Below are 16,748 nucleotides of genomic sequence, written 5' to 3'. Positions count from 1 at the left end.
ATTGCCGGCGGCTTCGTGTATTTAGCGCTTGTACAGGAATATGGGCAACTTACTGTTTTACAAACTTGTAAGTACTTATTGCTCCTTCTTTGCGGATCACCTGCACCAAGTATATGCCGGCCGTCAGGTCCTGCGTCCGAATTCCATCAGCAGGAACTTGCCGGGCTGAGAATACTTCCTTACCCGTGGTACTCACAATACGAACCATGCTTACATTACTCCAGTCGCTGATGTTCAGCCTCAGGTTTTCAGACCGGGTAATTGGGTTCGGGTATAATGGAGCCTGCTCGCTGGCATCGAAGTAAACATGCTCGATGTGGCTGTAAGCATAACTTCCGTCGGTATCCACCATTTTGAGGCGGTAGTAATTGTTGCCGCTAAGTGGTCTGAGGTCGGAAAGAGAATAGTTCCTGACCGTCTTGCTGGTACCGCCCGCACTTTTACTGCCGACTCTGGTCCATACCTTACCGTTTTCGCTTCTTTCAAGATCAAAATAGTCGCTGCGTATTTCCTCGGAAGTTGACCAGCTTGCCAGTGTTGCCGGGCCCTCCTGGGTGGCCGTAAAGCTTACAAGACGCACCGGCAGCGCACTCTCAATGCCAATATTATACAGGCGCTGACCAATTAACTGGTTATCGGCGTCGCGTACCTCCACCATAAAGGTGTAAGTACCGGCCGGCCCCGTAGGCACGCCTGTGATCACTCCGGTTGCCGGGTTCATGGTAAGTCCTGGTGGCAGGCGGTTGTAATCGGTACCTGCTACTGCGCTGTAAACAGCTCCTGTTCCCGAATAAGAGGCCACCGATATGGGTGACTGACCATTGTAAACGGATGCAATGTAGGCCCTGTTTGGTATTGGATTAAATGCGAGTACAGGTGTGCTGCAGCCGGGAGCAAATGGTTTTACAAATGCACTGTATACCTGAATTTGATTGAGCACGGAGGCCAGCGAGCCCAGGGTAAGGCGTACTTCATCAAAGGGAAGCGTAGGCGTAAAACTTACATAGTATACTCCTGCACCCGCATTGATGATCGGGATAACGACCTGCAGGTTCAGCAGCGAAGAGCCTGAAGCCTGCTGCTGTAAAGCTCCGTTCAGATAAGTGGACAATGTGATGGATCCAAAAAGATCGGCCTGAATCAGATTCTGTAGATCCCGGATGGCGAAGCCCACAGTTGAGCCGCCCAGGTAATCGACAATCCCGTTTTTAACCGATACAGACCCGGTATTAAGTACACCCGCCGCCACTGCAATGCGCGCAAAATCCGTAGGGTCAGCCGTAACCACATTACCTGCATTTTGTACTGCGCACAATGCACATACAGCTCCCTGCAAACCTGTTCTCGAACTTTCAACCACGACGGGCTGATTGGGAGATACAAGCGTGCGGATCGTGCCGCATGTGATCGGATTGAGGTTACAGAGCGGCTGAATAACTGTATTGTATATCTGGATCGTACCCAGGTTTGCAGCAATGGTATTAGCGAATTCAATGTGGACTTCGTCAAAAGGATTTTCGGAAACTACACCCACAATCTGCCTGTTGGAACCTGACAACAGGCTTGCTCCAACCAGCAGGCCCGTGCCCGTATAGCCCGGACTGACGGATGCAGGCGTTTCAACGCCATCCAGGTACAGCCTGATCCGCAGCCCACCCAGGGCATTTACATTTAGCAGGCTCGCGGTTTGAATGTCAAATCCGGCATAGTATCCCGCAGGATAGTTGGTAATGGCATTTTTCACGGCAAATTCTCCGTTGCTTCCTACCGACGCGCCCAGTACCAAAGTGGCAAAGTCGCTGGACAAAGTCCCGTCAACCACGGCCTGGGTATTGCTGATGGTACAGGCACCGCATACGAGCGCATCCACGCCGGTATGTTCCGCATTGACAAACACCGAATTGGCGGGTACCGTAAGATTGGCCGGTACGTTACATTCCAGCACGGCATCGTTACAGAAACTCTGGATGACAGGTCCGTAAACCAGTGTTGGTCCTAATGCTACCCCTACGAGCTGCTGCACACTGATCTGTACTTCATCAAAAGGCTGGGTTGCCAGGAAGCCAACCGTCTGCCGGTCACCCTGTACAAGGCCTACGTTCACAAGCCCCGATCCACCCAGCTTCGCCTCGCGCAGGATTCCATTTTCATAGGTGCGGATCGAGATGCTGGACAGCAGATCAAGCCCCAGCAAGCCGGTATTTGAAATATCAAAACCTGCAAATGTACCGGCCGGATAGCTTGCAAGCTCTTTCCTGACCGACAAGGAACCGATTGCTCCCACCGTACCCGTAACATTAAGGGTAGCTGCATTGGTCAGGTCGGCATCTATGGCGTTGCTCTGATTCTGGATACTGCAACCTACACAGGCAGCACCGGACAGCCCACTGTTGATCACGCTCAATGCCAGCGGATAGGCTGTAGAAGTGATGCGCGTGGGTGTGTTGCAAGCCAGAGTACTTCCTTCACAGAAGTTTTGAAAGACAGCATTATAGATCCGGGTCTCTCCCACGCCTACATTGGTGCCGGCAAATACGATACGGATTTCATTGAATTGCGCATCCGAGGTAAACCCAACGGTATTCCTGCTGGATGCAGCCAGCAGATCCCCGCCCAGCAGCAAGCCCGCTCCTGATTCCGAGTCGACCACGACACCATTCAGGCGTGCCTGGATGGTAATGCTGCCCAGCAGGTCGAGGCCCAGCAAACTTTCCCTGCTGATCTCAAAGCCTGCATAGGTTCCGGCGGGATAGGTTTTTACGTTATCCCTGACCTGAAACCACTTTTCACCCAGGGAAGTCAGGAGCTGCACCACCCGCGTGTAGTCCGTTGTACCGGGAGTAAGCGTGGACACTTCGTCCACAACCCCTCCGGTTACCAGCAATTGTACCAGGTTACCGCCGCTGCTGGTGGTAGTAAGGCTGCTGTTGAAGAGATCAAGTCTCGTGGCTGTGTTACAATTGTAGGTGCTTACCGGGCAGTACTTGACCTGAAATGCATTGTAGACCGCCACAGTCTGGCTCATGCTGCAATCAAGAAGCGGGGTATTCAGCGAAAGTACAAGCCTTATTTGTGTAAAAGTGCCTGTACCGGAAGTAACGAAGCCTACCTGATACCGGCCGCCTCCCACGTTGGAAATAATAGGAGAAGATGTCGCGGACACCTCTGTTCCATCCGCAGTCAATGCAACGATCCTGACAGATGTGAAGGCACTCAGGTCCGTGGAAGTGATAAACCCCACATAATTTCCAAGATTATATGCATTATTTCCCTGATTAACAGTAAGCGTGGCCTGCGCTGTATTGGCTATGGTACAAAGACCTGTTTTGTTGGCTGTCAGGGTAATTACAGCACTGTTGCTGAGATCGGCATCGGTGAGGTTTGTCGTGCCATTAATGGAACTGTTGGTAGTGGCGGCACCGCTGGGAGAAATGCTGCTTGTGGCAGTTAATCCCGGGAATGTCGCACTTGTCCACTCCATATCATCATTACAGGCGAGTGAAGTTTGCTGGGCCGAAAGGCGCAGACTGACTAAAATTCCGATTACGAGGAGTACGGACCGGAACCTGCGGTAAGACGGTCCGTACGCAGCAGGAACATAACTGATTGGGTACGTCTGCGGATTTTTCCTAAAATAGCGGATAGCACGCAGCGCATTCTGAAATAGAGCGGCTCTTTTCATAAATGAATAATTAAATAGGGAATACTGTTTACTTGACGGTTCCGGACGCGCATTTTCCATGAAAAAGGCAAAGCAATCCTGCTCAGGCACAATTTTCATGCATAACCTGCGTCATTAATCAAAATGGTTTAGATGCCGGTACGGCCTATCAAGGCCTTTTTTGCCGGCCATAGAAATTCCGAACAGTGCTACGAACCAATATATACGTCGTAGTCCTCGTTGCTCAGTTTCTTTGTATTGTGGGGTAGATAAAGATGGGTGTTATGAAGTGCGATTTGCAACAGCCCATTTGATAGTAATTGGCAAAGGGTGTAAATGTTTAAATGCGGTTCATGGTTTGGTTTGATGAATTTCAAAGTCAATTTATATGACGTCCAGGCACCACATTGAACAAGTGGTACTCATATTGTCAACTAATTGCAAATCTATTTATAAATAAATAAAATGAAACCCGCCAATTAGTACTAGAACGGTACCCACCAATTTTAGGGGTGGTGGTATCTTTTCTGGATATTTTTACTTTTTTGTCTACGACAAAACCGACCGTTTAATAAGTCAGCCGATGTTATCACGGCGTTAAGCGGTCTTTTTCTGTAATTAGTAAGTAGCGGGGAATAATTGTTTTGCTGTTTTTCCTGTAAATGGCAGAATGTTCAAGTTTCCGACTTTGAAGGCTAAATAGCCGCCAATTAGAGTTTGATTAAATCTATACTGAGGATAGCCCAAAGGTATTTATATGAATATAGTTCTTCTGGACGAACACCTGTTATTGACTGAGGCGCTGCAGATTTTACTATTACGCATGCCCGAGGTTGCCGAAGTCAGGATTTACAATGATGGCAAGGACCTGCTTGCCAATACCATCAGCAACCCGCCTGACGTGCTCATCATGGACCTAATGCTGAATGGAATGACCGGGCTCGAAATGCTTGATGTATGCAGAACCACCCTTCCGAAAGAGATGAAGATCATCATCCTTTCTACTATCAGTGATGCACAAACGGTACGTTATACGATCAGAAAAGGAGCAAACAGTTTTCTTTCGAAATCTACCCCGCTGGATGAGTTGCAGGATGCCATAAGGCAGGTTTTTGCCGGGAGGCAATACATTGGGAAAAGCATTCGCGATAACCTTGCGAACAGTGTTTTTACGGACGAGCAGATTATCCTGCATCTGTCGCCAAGAGAAAAGGAGGTCCTGCAGAAGGTATGCAGCGGCAGGACCATTAAAGAGATTGCGTATGAGCTGAAGCTGAGTGCACACACGGTGCAGTACTATCACCGGAGTGTGATGCACAAGCTGAAAGTCAAGCGTACCACCGACCTAATTGTGCAGGCCATGAAGCACGGACTTTACGTGCCTGACGGCAAATAGTCCGCCTGTTCCTAGTTATTAGGCTTCGATTTCTTCTTTTTTGACTTTTCAGTTGATTGTGTCTGCTGCGACTCGCCGGCAGTTTGCGAACTGCGTTCACCATTTACTTTCGCTGCGCTGGAATCTGTTTCCGGAACTGCGGTTCCTACGGTACCAGTAGCCTGAGGCCAGGCCGAAGTTCCCTGGGCGCTATTTCCCTGTGACTGTGAATCACTGGATTTGTTACTTTCAGATGTAGTCGTGCCACTTTCAGCCGGACTCATCCGGGTACTTCCGGCTGTTCCGGTAGCTTGTGGCCAGGCAGATGTACCTCCCGCACTGTTGCCCTGGGTTTGAGTGGAGTCGCGCACAGTTTTCTGTGAATTAGTGTTGGAACTGGAATTTGAATTGGAATTGGTTTGTGCACAGGCAATACCTGCTGAAAGCAAGGTGAGTGCGGCTGCCTGAAGAATCATCTTTTTCATGACGGGATTGATTTAAAGTGTTGATGATGAATAAACATTGCCACCACAACAATTATCATTCCAAAAGGGCCAAGCAGCTGAATACCTGCTCCAAATCAATTTACGTATAACAAGCTGCGTGCCTCGGTCACATCCGAGCGCGTTTTCTGATTAATAAATGCCGGTTTCAGTCTGGTAATGCGATAGTAGGGTTTTTCTGCTACCGTACTGGCTTTCAGGCCTGAATGCAGCAGGCTGTCTGCTATTGTTTTGCTGGTAAAGAGGTAGCAGGGTTTATTGGCAAGAAATTCGCCCAAAGCCTGCTGGTTGCGGACAACCTGTACATCCTGTGGTGCGTAAAACTCAAAAGAATAGGATAATACGCCATAAATCGCGGCAGGCACAGCCTGATGCGACTGCGGAATATCTACCGCAGCCTGCCGGCCAGCCTGGTACTGCAGCAGAAACGGATAAAAGAAGAAGAAGAGAAATACGTACATCACTGCCGCCACTGCATATCCTTTGATGAGGAAAGATTCGAGCATACTGCGGCCGCGCAGGAACAAACCCGCGACGATCAGCACCAGGGTAATAATGCCTGCCTGAATTTTGCTGTCAATACCGGTTCTAAAAAGAAGCCACCCAATAGCCACACCGGTCGCCAGCAGCGTAATAACCTGAATAATGGTCAGTGCTTTAAGCACCTTCGCACTTGCACCGGATTGCAGGAAAAATGCGCTGATGATCGCAAAGTAGGGAAACAGGATCACAATATAATGCGGAAGCTGAAAGCCCGAAAACGAAAACAGGGCAAAGGTAATCAGTGTACTTCCGTACACGATCCACCTGGCAGGCTCACGCTCACGATCAAAACGGACGAGGTAAATTACAGCCCCCGTAAGTGCGGCAGACCAGGGCAAAAATGCCCATAAGGTTGTATGCAAAAAGAAAGCAGGACTCCCGCTTCCCTTAATCGGCCCGGTATTAAAGAAGCGCCCAAACTGGCTATCCCAAAAAAAGAACCGGATACCTGAGACATGGGTCCGCCCGAAAACGATCTTTTCCGGATGCAGGTCAAACTGGGTATACAGCGAATAAAGCTCCGGCATGATAAACAGCAGGCACAAAGCCGCAAAGATCCACCATCTGTAATTGAGGAACTCCTGCCACTGACCGGCAATTATCCAGTAGATCACCCAACCCCCGCCGATCGTAGCCAGCACAAAAATACCTTTGGTCATCACACCGCATGCAGCAAAAAGTGCAGCCGGTAAAAGATGCAGCCACGCACCCCGGCTCGCCCGCAGCATGTGCCACACAGCCCCTACAATGCAGGTGGTAAGATAAGGCTCGGCCCGTACATCAAAGTTGAAAAGCGTACTATGGAGTGCTACTGCGTAGATAGTGATCGACAAAATTGCCGTGGGCCGGTTGAAGAGGTCCCGGGCAGTGAGGTAGGTGTAATAAATGCCCGCGAGCCAGAATAAAAAAGCAGGCAGCTTGTACCCAAAGCCTGTAATCCCGAAGAGCTTGTAACTCAGAGCGGCCATCCAGAAGGGAAAATGAGGCTTGTCGAGCCAGTCGTGGCCGTCGCCGAAAAGGTTAAGCCAGTCACGGTGCAGTACAATGTGCTTGGCTATAGTAGCGTACAATGCACCGTCGGGCTCCATGATGTCGAGCCACAAACCTGGTATGTTCAGCAGGATGCCGATGGCCAGAAACCACCATGCCCGGCCGTAAAGGTTATTTTGGATGGAATTCAATAAAGTAAATATTTGGTGAGCACAGACCTCCGTGATGCCTGATACGCCCGCAATTTACTCACTTGACCTTCAAGAATGGCAATATGTCCCGCTGTGAATGTGCAGGAGATCAGAAATATGCCCTCAACTCGGCAGACTCCCTGAGCTGGTTACAGCTCTCGATTGTTAATGGTTTCTGAAGATAATCGATGACGTGCGGGTAAGTAAATGCCCTGTCGCGCTCAGCGTCTTCGGTTGCCGAACTGACCATCACGACCCAGATCTGATGGGGATAGATCTTGTTCCGGATTGCGCTGAGGAATTCCCAGCCATTCATCACCGGCATGTTAATATCAAGCAGCACAAGAAAGACCTCCTCCGGATTGTTGTATTTGTCGAGCAGGTCCAGTGCTTCCTGACCGTTACCGCATAGTATTGTTTCGTTATTTACCCCGCTTTTTTTCAGAAACATTTCATGTAAAAACAACATGATCTTATCATCATCCACCAGTATAATCTTCAATTTGCTACCCATGACGGCTTGGCTTTGCTTACGATATCTTTAATGATTTTGTCCAGTTCCTCAGCCGAGGTCCTGATATGGTTCATAATTTCCGCCTCACTCATGCTGTCGCATCCACCTGTATTCAAAAGCTCGATCAGTCCCATCATCCTGGCAAGCGGCGCCCTGACAATGTGAGACTGGGCCCAGGCAATTTCCTTTAATTTCTCATTCTGAAGCTTAATTTTCAATAAGCTTTGCTTGTAAGCAGTAATATCTTTTACCGAACCTACTGCCCTGATTGCCCTTCCAAACTTGTCGCGGGTAAAAACAACACGATGCTCCACCTGCGCCGTCTCTCCGTTGGCCTTCACAAACCTGCATTCAAACACCAGTACTTCCATGCTGGCATCATTGCGCGCATGACCCATCTGACAAAGTACGCGATCCCTGTCATCAGGATAAATGTGGTCGGTCCAGAGCCTGTTATCGGCAGTTAAAAGATCGTAGCCGAAAATTTCCTGAAAACCGCTTCCCCATTCGATCACATTAAGTTTGATGTCCCATGCATAAACCGCTTCATTTGCTGCGCGGAGGATCATTTTGTACCGCTCATTGCTTAAAAGCAGGGCATGGTTCTTCAATACTGTTTCTGTAATGTCCCGGGTATTGGTTACAATACCTTTAATGGCCGGATCAAGCGTCAGATCCGTGGCAATCGTCCTCATCCAGCGATAATTTCCGGAAGCCGCTCGAAACCGGAACGGCTCACTGCGTACCTGCCGCTCATGGCACAGGCGGCCAAAAAGATTTTGCAGGGAAGGACGGTCGTCGGGATGAATGTAGTCAAAAAAGTTCGTTCCGGTCAGCTTTTCACACGGTATTCCCAGAATTGGTTTACTGCTTTCACTAACAAACTCATAGGACCCCTGGTAGTCCTGAATAGCAATCAGGTCAGCCCCCTCCTGAACGAGCACCTTAAAACGGTGTTCCTTTTCCTGCAGCTTTTCGTCAGCCTCGTGCTTTTCGGTAATATCCTGGATAATACCCTTGATCGCAACCACGTTGTTGCGATGGTCATGCTCAAACTGCAGGCGCTGAAATACCCATTTGATTTCTCCTGAATGGGTAATGATCCGGTGTTCAAAATCTGAAAACCCGTGGGTATGCAGCCGTGCAAATGTCTCATCGTTGAGCAGGTGCCGGTCGTCAGGGTGAAAGCAGGCGATCAGATTTTCATAGGTGGGTATAAATGTGACAGGGTCCTGGCCATAAAGCTCGTACATTTCCGCCGACCATTCCGAGATATCCTGGTCTATCTCACGGCGCCAATATCCGACCTTTGCAATTTTCTGGGCATCCCGTAAACGCTGAAATTCCAGCATCCGGCGATGTTCTGCTTCACTGAGGTCAGTAATATCCGCTGCTACCACCAGTTCAGCCTCACGCCCCTGCAGGGTAATGCTCCTACGCTTTACCTCCACGTCTATCACTTGCCCGTTCTTTTTCCTGTGCCTGCATGCAGGTTTGGAAAATGGCATGGCAAGCAGCTCCTGCAAGGTATCATAGGAAGGGGCTTGTTCAGTACACACAACCAGATCGTCTACTGAAAGTGTGAAGAACTCTTCTCTGGAATAACCATAATGCGCCAGGGCAGCATGGTTCACTTCCAGAATCCTGAGGGTTGTGGTATCGTAAACCCACATCGGATGCGGGTTTAGCGCAAATAAATCATGATAGATGATTTCCGATACCAATGTTTCTTTTTCCGCAGATCCTTTCTCTCTCGTCTTAATCATGAAACTAAATCCTGACGGCAGCTGATCCTGCACTTTAATGATGAATACCGCAAATCACTGCCAACTATCAAAAAACCGTGCATTTTACCACAAATATGGGCGAAATCCTTTACATGCACCTTTCGTAATTTAAATCAAATTTCATAAAACTTAGTAGAATTATTATTACTTACCGATAGATTTTTTAAACAACTGCTGATAAATCAAATTTAACTGATTCAAACTGTGTACGTTAGTGTAATAACCTAATCTACAACCAATTGTAACCGTAACCAGGGGTTTACTTACTTACCTTCCTATCAGCGTAAGGCATACATTAAAATTTGGGGGATCAAACCATGCATTTATGTTGGTATAGAATAAACTCGAAACGTACTGGCATGGTAATTATCGGGTCAGCCTCGTCACTTTACTTACACGCTATGTTCCGCGCCGGTTTGATTTGTTTGATGTTCATAACCCTCTTCACGGGCTGCAAGGATGGTGACCGGAGCGACGGACTGGTGAGTGAGGCCGACAGGCAATTTATTAGTCAGAGTGCTGATGCCGGGTTATTCCAGGTCAATGCGGGACAAATTGCTGCGAGCCAGGCGATGTTCCCGGCTGTGGCGGCATACGGCCAGCAAATGACGGAGGCTTACACGCCTATCCAAACCTCGCTGAAAGCGCTCGCAGTTGAACGTAAAATCTCACTTTCTGCTACACTTTCGCGGGAAGAACAAGGCCGGCTCGACTCGCTGGCAACAACCCCTGAAAACCTTTTTGACTCGACTTACATGGACATGATGGCAAGACATCACCTGTCTCAGCAGCGGTTGTACAATCAGGCGGCAACAAATGCTTCGGATAATGCATTGAAAGAATGGGCTGCAAGCCAGCTGCCGGCCATTGTAAACCGGCTTGATAAAGCGAAAGCAATGCACGATACGCTGGTCAGCAGCAGATGAGCACGGAAATCCACGATGCCAGATGCTGGCCGGGACATCAACAACACGTATTAAACCTGATATTTATGAAACAAACGATAATCGGTATTTTCAAACAGGAAAATGAAGCCCGCCAGGCAAGAGAAACACTGGTACAAAACGGGATCGACGACGAGCTTATAGAAATTACCAGCCGCGTGGAGCCGCCCGGTGACCGCCTTACCGATGGACAGATGACTTCAACCCAGGTTCAGCAGGCAGCACCCGCCCACAATCCAACCGGAGCAGAGATCATGCTCAGCGTGCTGGTGAATGACGATATTGACGAAAAAAAAGTAACAGGCATAATCAAAGAATGTGGCGCCGGCAGCATCAACAGTTTTCCGGTACCAGAGCAATAAAGCATTTTGCCTCAAAACCAATATCCTATCCTGAATGCAATCCGGGGCTTCTCTTCGGATTTTTCTTTGGGAATAAATACGCCCGCCGCCAGCGTAAGGATATCCACCGGTGCTAGCCAGAGTCCACCACCATAGCTGTCATGCCAGTTGCCGGAATGCTCGCCGGGCAACCACACGCGGCCATAGTCGAAGCTTGCAAACAGGCCATAGCTGAGCGGCAGTGCCGGATTGTAGCTGCTGCCCAGCCTGAACCGCACGTCGGTACTGTGCCAAAGGCTGCTTTTGCCATAAAAACGCTCGGTACGGTACCCTCTCAAACCCTGGTTCCCTCCCAGCGCAGGCATTTGAAAAAACTCATATCCGGTGCCAAAGTTCACCCCTGTTCCTACCTGCGTTGCCACGGTCACATTTTCTTTTTGATCCAGACTGAAATAAACAGCCAGCTGTGCCTGCAGTGCTGCAAACTGGCGTCCGTTCTGAAAATTATGCGTCCAGTCCAATCCGCTGTGGAAGCGGATGCCTGAGTGAGGGGCGAAAATATTGTCAACACTGCTGAGGTCAAGCTGCAACCTGCCTCCTCCGAAATAACGCGTGTTAAATACATTCGCCGGAAGACCATTTTCATGGCTGGTGATGTACCTGCCCGGCGTGTCCTGGATTTTGGATAAGGCAAAAACAGGCCCCAGCGACACAAAGCCCGTGTGACCGCCAAAGCGTTTTTTCAATGCGGGATAAAGCCGCAATGCGGTTTGCCGCACACGGTAATAATCTGCATCGTCAACCGGGCGCTGCGACGCATTTCCCAGCCCGGAAAAGTTGAATGCGTAGGTAGGGCCACGGTAGTAGGTATCCAGGTAAAAATCAAAAGGCCGGAGGGCATCAATAAAATCACCTGTGTAATTGATTTTAAATCCTTTGGTAGCGAACGCATAGCTCCCGCCAAAGTGCTGGACAGAGGCATAGGGCTCTTTTTTGAAACCGTACCGGGTCATGTTCAGGTTGGCTCCCAGCAGAAATCCATCGTCGGGGTTAGCGCCTAAGATTGGGATCGGAATGGTAATGTCGTAGTTGCTGTCGGCATTTCTGCGGTCGTAAACATTGTAGCGGTACAGGCTGCTGCGCTTGTCCCTGGTTTCGCTGCCAGAGTTCACCACATTATTTCCCAGATCGTCATAAACCCAGGTCTTCCTGCCCGCTCCGCTGACCCGCGAGCTGTCGGTGAACGTATCCCTGCCCGTCCCGCCCACGAGCCTGAGCCTAATGCCTTTGTTTACCTTACCTTTTACAACAAACTCATCCTTATCGCCATTGCCATAGAGTACCAGCTCGTGCGTTACCGCGTGGTCAAACGTCCGCAAGAAATGCTGGCGCTTTACCCGGCCTTCCCTGCCCAGCTCAAACACACTTACCCGCGTATGATCATCGTCGAGCCGCTCAATGATAAAACGCTCATTTTCGTCAGTACCAATGACAGCAACTGTTTTGCTTACAAATTCATAGTGGGTGCGGGCAATGTGCATCAGGTTGTCCCTGCGTGTGCGCATGCTGCGGATGAGTGCAGGTGAGGCGATCGCACGTGCCTCGGCAGGCCAGTTGTCAAATGCCCGGTCAATAACATCGTCGGTCAGGTTGGTCTGGATGAAGTGAACCTGTTTTTCCCATTCCTCCCAACTGAGACCATTCAGGAAAGTACGGTCGAAGAGGCGGGCACTCCAGGTAGTCCATTTCATGCTGGCCATCTCAGGACTGAAGCTTTGCAGCTGGCGCAAAAAAGGCAGGGTAAGTCTGGCAATGCCGGTCACGACACCGTCGTACATGGAAAAAGCCTGGTCGCGGTCCCGGGGAATGGGCCGGTACAAGGTCTGGTCATCCTTCTGGCGGATAGCCGCCCAGGCCCACTGATCATCATGACGGTCCCAGTCGCCCACGATAAAATCAAAAAGCCGTGTGCGCAAGGCCCAGTGCTCGTCGACCCTGTCTGCACTGCTTTCCAGCAGTTTTTCAACCAGCTCAGGGGTTCCGATGATCTTGTCCGGTCTCCCAAAATAGGAAGCATTCTTCCACTTTTTACCGTCGGGCCGCTCTTCCAGCAGGTTCATTGTACCTCCAAAAACCGGATTATACATATTGAGTGCGGGTTGGGCCGGCACATACACGAGCCTGGGATTGGTATGATACACCTGCGCCGCATCCGCAAGCACGGGCATGGATAATGGTGCAAATGGATTGGTAGAAAGAAAATTGTCTTCGACCAGGTACCGGGCCGCTACCATCTGATTGAATGGAAAAGGCAGAAAGCGGGTAACATCTTTGGTCAGCCCGCGAAGCACATACTCGCGTCCGTCCGCTGCCCGCAACCTCAGCGAGTTGGTCTGGTTGCCGCCGCCCTGCTTTACGGGTACCAGGCCGCCTTTTTCTTTATTCAGATCCAGCGTGGCAAACGGGTAGGATTGCAGGTACAGGGCTCTGTTGTGTTCACCAAACAAAAACCGGTGAAACCCTCCCACAGGTTTCACCGGCGTGCTACTCACCCTGCTTTGCACCGAATCTGCATGAGCATGGTAGCTGGCGTAATTTGTGGAGTCGGGAACTGCTGCTACCTGTCGCCCATTGATTTTTTTTCGATAAACAAGTTTGGCCTCCCTGCCGTCGGGCTGCACCTGCCAGTAGTTGACCCAGGTTTCGCCACCTTCGTAAAATAGCAGGGTGGAGTAGCCGAGGGACGATGTTGCGAACTGCGATCCTTTGCCCAGACTTACCGGACTGTTTTTTGACCCGCTGCCGCTCACGATGAAGGATTGCCCGTCATTTTCGATGTACTGGAGTGTATGTTCATGGCCGCTGGCAAAGATAAAATTCCCGTTTTTTCTGGCTCCTGCAAGCACGGCGGCGCGCAGTTCTCTGTACAGCTTGTTGGCTACATCCTGGCGCGAACCAATACCGGCCCTGAACAATGCGCTCAATGAGCCCAGGCCCGGCAATGGAATATAAAGTTTCGGGTTAAGCTCCGTGAGCGGAAAGATATGCTGCTTGATTGTAAAGCGTCCGCCGTGCGGGCCGTAAGTATACGGAGGATGGTGCATGGCGATTACCACCTGCTTGCTGCGGTATTTGCGTACGACATTTTCAAAAATAAATCGAAAGTGTTCACGGTTCCGGATCTCACAACCTTCATTGATTCTGCTGTCACGATCCCAGTCCGTGAGCCACCACTGCGAGTCCACCACAATCACGACCACATTGTCGTTCAGCTCCACTACTTCCGGGCCGGAGCAGCCGTCGAGCGGCAAAAAGTAATCCTCCCAATCGTCCTTGTCTTTTTTGCCGCGGCGTTCGTTAAGGTACTTCTGAATGTATTTTTCCTGGCGCTTCAGACCCTTCACACCCCATCCCCGCCAGTCGTGGTTCCCGGGTATGAAAATGGGGCGGCCTTTGAAGTTATCGAGCGTTTCAAGCTGCGAGTTGATGCGAAACTCGGCAACTTTGCGGGCGGCAGAGTCGTCGGCAGGCGGCAAACCATACTCGTAAATATTATCGCCCATAAAAAGAATGGAGCTGCTTGCCGGCTCATCACCCAGCCTGGCGCGGAGATATTCGAGTACAGGTGCGCGGCTTTCGGGGGAGTCATTGCCTGCATCACCAATGAGGTACATCGTATGTTTGAGTACCAAGCCAGGTGCGGGTGCATTGCTTTCCCAGCCTTTTCCTTCGTCGGACAGGTAGGTTTTGTACCCGGCACATGATACCAGGGCTGAAAGGAGGAATAAGATCCAGCCTGTCCGCAAAAATGATTGCATAGCAGGAATTTTCAATGTTTCAGATTAAACCGGAGAATGTTGCCGCTCGTCAGATCATCGCCTTCATTGGAAATGTACAGTGCGCCGCCGAGGTCAAATGCAATGCCTTCGGGCTGGTTGAACTTGTTGCTGTTTAAATGAAAAACCTCGCTTACCACCCAGTCTGTATTAGTGACAACAAGCAGTTTGTTGGCAGCAGAAATGATGTACCATTTTCTGAGTTGCGGCTGGTAAGCCAGCCCCGAGGGATGAAATTCTTTGGGCGACTTTCCCGAAAGCTTCCTTATTTTATCCACATTCACGGTAATCCGCCCTGATACCCGGAGCTCTCCTCCGCTCCGGCGCAGGCGGTAAGCAGCGGCCTCATGCGCAGGATCATGATCCCGGCAATCCTTGCAGAGCACGATCAGCTCGCCGGATGTACTGCCCGCAGCAAGACCTTCATACTCCCCTTTCGGCAGCACTTTTTTCCATTCGGTTACTGCGGCAGCTTTTCCGTTTGCATTTTCACTTTCTGGAAAAGCGTAGATCGTCCCATTACTATTGAGCACATATATGGTATCATCTACAATCGCAAGATCTTCATAGTCGCCCTTGCCTGCAAACTTTGTATGTTTCTGATTGCTTTCGCCCCATTTAAGCCTGAACACGCTGCCATCTTCATCCTGAATAGCATACACGGTATCACTCCGCCCCCCGCTGAATGCAATACCTGATACTTCTGACAGACTTTCGGGCATGATAAACTTCTCCGACTTGCCCAGGTCATAGTCGGTATACACAACCTGTTTTTTGTTCTCGGTAGTACAGTTGGCGGCAAGCAGGCCGAGCATCAGAATGGTAATGGAAAATAGCCTCATCAATGCTCAATGAAGGTGGAAGCGATGATAAATGCAATGACCGATGCTACGATGCCGAACATAAAAACATTGTAGGCAACACGCAGGAGCCGGTATTTTCTCCCTAAAACAACACCCTGCGAGTACACATCCTTGGTCAGGCTTCCGTATAAAAATTCGCGATCGTTCATCATACGCTGCATGCCTTCCGAGTATTCGTCATAGGTCATCTTGTAAAAGTTGCCGAAAAACAGCAGGTTCACGCGTTTGCCCTCAATGTCCTCCCTGGTAAACGTGCCCGCCGGGATTGACGGCCGGGTGGATAAAATCGAAAATACCATGGTAATCATGCAAATTGTGAGCAGCAGCACCGTGGGAATGATCAGGTAGGTATTGTCTTCAAGCTTGCGGATGAGCACACTCAGCAGTACAGAGATGATGATCGACGTGGTCGTGATCATAATATGGGCTTTGTTGTCGGCCATATCACTCAGTCGCTGGTGGTTGTTGGAGCTGATGCGGAACATGGTTTCAATGCCTTTTTCAGGCCGCTCGCCCTTCTCTTTCCTTCTGTCGGGCTCCTGGGGTGGCACCACGGAGGGCACCGGTGTGGCAGGGATATCTCCTGAATCTTCTACCTTTTCTTTCAGCTTCGCGATGTTCCTGGCCTTTTGTGCTCCCAGATTTTCGCGACAGTACGCCGTATGATACTGGTGCGATTCGAGCAGCCGGATGGTACCTTTGCGCCAGTCATTTTTGTCGATCTTATAGCCTTTGCGCTCCTCGGCCTCTTTCCGGACCAGCTTATTCCAGTCAGAAAAGTCTTTGGTACCAAAATGAAATACGTCGGCATCACAGATAATTTCCTGCAGGAGATTACGTGGACTCTGCGGCCAGACAGTAGCCAGAATGCAGCCTTTTACCTCCTCTACCAGGCTGTCGTCCATCGACTCGGAGCGCAGAAACGAGCCGGCGAGCTCGGCACCGCGCTGCTCATGGCCGGCAGGCTCACCGCTGACATAGCCGGTATCATGAAACCAGGCCGCAGCCTGAACAATGAAATTCTCACGCTCGCCCAGGTTGTAATACTCAGAAATGGTTGCCGCATTGATCGCCACGGCCCGGGTATGTTCCAGGTTATGATAGCTTAAACTGACCTGCTCCTGCTGGTCAAAATGTTTGCGAACAAATTGCTTTACTTTTTCCAGCCGGTGTTGGTAGTTCATTTACAGTCTTATTTGA

At 50.1% G+C, this 16,748-nt stretch carries 11 protein-coding genes; 3 read left to right on the top strand and 8 right to left on the bottom strand.

The genetic code is table 11. The features are described 5' to 3' along the window. Positions 1-49 precede the first annotated feature (49 nt). On the bottom strand, positions 50-3,682 hold the full coding sequence (locus HWI92_RS24870) for a T9SS type A sorting domain-containing protein (protein ID WP_204660102.1): 3,633 nt from the start codon (positions 3,680-3,682) through the stop codon (positions 50-52). Positions 3,683-4,418: 736 nt separating this feature from the next. Here HWI92_RS24870 and HWI92_RS24865 point away from each other — a divergent pair. Then, a complete protein-coding gene (locus HWI92_RS24865; protein WP_204660101.1) occupies positions 4,419-5,057 on the top strand; it encodes a response regulator in 639 nt (212 codons plus the stop codon). Positions 5,058-5,068: 11 nt separating this feature from the next. Here HWI92_RS24865 and HWI92_RS24860 read toward each other — a convergent pair whose 3' ends face one another. The 4 genes from HWI92_RS24860 to HWI92_RS24845 all read right to left on the bottom strand — a co-directional run bounded on the left by HWI92_RS24860 (position 5,069) and on the right by HWI92_RS24845 (position 9,543). After that, positions 5,069-5,521: a hypothetical protein gene (locus tag HWI92_RS24860; protein ID WP_204660100.1), complete on the bottom strand. Its 453-nt coding sequence runs from the start codon at positions 5,519-5,521 to the stop codon at positions 5,069-5,071. Positions 5,522-5,616: 95 nt separating this feature from the next. After that, on the bottom strand, positions 5,617-7,263 hold the full coding sequence (locus tag HWI92_RS24855) for an ArnT family glycosyltransferase (RefSeq protein ID WP_229248618.1): 1,647 nt from the start codon (positions 7,261-7,263) through the stop codon (positions 5,617-5,619). A gap of 109 nt (positions 7,264-7,372) precedes the next feature. Then, on the bottom strand, positions 7,373-7,777 hold the full coding sequence (locus HWI92_RS24850) for a response regulator (protein WP_204660099.1): 405 nt from the start codon (positions 7,775-7,777) through the stop codon (positions 7,373-7,375). Next, positions 7,762-9,543, bottom strand: a complete 1,782-nt coding sequence (locus tag HWI92_RS24845) for a PAS domain S-box protein (protein ID WP_204660098.1) — start codon at positions 9,541-9,543, stop codon at positions 7,762-7,764. The genes HWI92_RS24850 and HWI92_RS24845 overlap by 16 nt, the downstream gene beginning before the upstream one ends. A 449-nt stretch (positions 9,544-9,992) precedes the next feature. Between HWI92_RS24845 and HWI92_RS24840 the strand changes: the two genes are divergently transcribed. Continuing rightward, a complete protein-coding gene (locus HWI92_RS24840; protein ID WP_204660097.1) occupies positions 9,993-10,490 on the top strand; it encodes a DUF4142 domain-containing protein in 498 nt (165 codons plus the stop codon). 65 nt (positions 10,491-10,555) lie between these two features. Continuing rightward, entirely contained in the window at positions 10,556-10,870 is a 315-nt protein-coding gene (locus tag HWI92_RS24835) for a hypothetical protein (RefSeq protein WP_204660096.1), read from the top strand. Positions 10,871-10,881: 11 nt separating this feature from the next. Here HWI92_RS24835 and HWI92_RS24830 read toward each other — a convergent pair whose 3' ends face one another. The 3 genes from HWI92_RS24830 to HWI92_RS24820 are packed head-to-tail and all read right to left on the bottom strand — an operon-like array spanning position 10,882 to position 16,732. After that, positions 10,882-14,667 (bottom strand): metallophosphoesterase, encoded by a 3,786-nt coding sequence (locus HWI92_RS24830; RefSeq protein ID WP_204660095.1) that lies wholly within the window; start codon positions 14,665-14,667, stop codon positions 10,882-10,884. Positions 14,668-14,678: 11 nt separating this feature from the next. Further along, the gene (locus tag HWI92_RS24825; RefSeq protein WP_204660094.1) at positions 14,679-15,527 is read right to left on the bottom strand and encodes an SdiA-regulated domain-containing protein; all 849 of its coding nucleotides are present in this window, start codon (positions 15,525-15,527) and stop codon (positions 14,679-14,681) included. Next, positions 15,527-16,732: a Pycsar system effector family protein gene (locus HWI92_RS24820; RefSeq protein WP_204660093.1), complete on the bottom strand. Its 1,206-nt coding sequence runs from the start codon at positions 16,730-16,732 to the stop codon at positions 15,527-15,529. Before HWI92_RS24820 ends, HWI92_RS24825 begins: the two co-directional genes overlap by 1 nt. Positions 16,733-16,748: the final 16 nt, after the last annotated feature.

Source organism: Dyadobacter sandarakinus, assembly GCF_016894445.1.
Lineage (GTDB): Bacteria > Bacteroidota > Bacteroidia > Cytophagales > Spirosomataceae > Dyadobacter > Dyadobacter sandarakinus.
Note: the sequence above shows the minus strand (reverse complement) of the source record. Positions and strands in the feature narration are given on the sequence as shown.

Excerpts from the sequence above, each read along its gene's own strand:
- HWI92_RS24840 (WP_204660097.1), top strand. The coding sequence starts at position 9,993 with ATGTTCATAACCCTCTTCACGGGCTGCAAGGATGGTGACCGGAGCGAC.
- HWI92_RS24835 (WP_204660096.1), top strand. The coding sequence starts at position 10,556 with ATGAAACAAACGATAATCGGTATTTTCAAACAGGAAAATGAAGCCCGC.
- HWI92_RS24865 (WP_204660101.1), top strand. The coding sequence starts at position 4,419 with ATGAATATAGTTCTTCTGGACGAACACCTGTTATTGACTGAGGCGCTG.
- HWI92_RS24845 (WP_204660098.1), bottom strand. The coding sequence starts at position 9,543 with ATGATTAAGACGAGAGAGAAAGGATCTGCGGAAAAAGAAACATTGGTA.
- HWI92_RS24825 (WP_204660094.1), bottom strand. The coding sequence starts at position 15,527 with ATGAGGCTATTTTCCATTACCATTCTGATGCTCGGCCTGCTTGCCGCC.
- HWI92_RS24850 (WP_204660099.1), bottom strand. The coding sequence starts at position 7,777 with ATGGGTAGCAAATTGAAGATTATACTGGTGGATGATGATAAGATCATG.
- HWI92_RS24830 (WP_204660095.1), bottom strand. The coding sequence starts at position 14,667 with ATGCAATCATTTTTGCGGACAGGCTGGATCTTATTCCTCCTTTCAGCC.
- HWI92_RS24860 (WP_204660100.1), bottom strand. The coding sequence starts at position 5,521 with ATGAAAAAGATGATTCTTCAGGCAGCCGCACTCACCTTGCTTTCAGCA.
- HWI92_RS24820 (WP_204660093.1), bottom strand. The coding sequence starts at position 16,732 with ATGAACTACCAACACCGGCTGGAAAAAGTAAAGCAATTTGTTCGCAAA.
- HWI92_RS24870 (WP_204660102.1), bottom strand. The coding sequence starts at position 3,682 with ATGAAAAGAGCCGCTCTATTTCAGAATGCGCTGCGTGCTATCCGCTAT.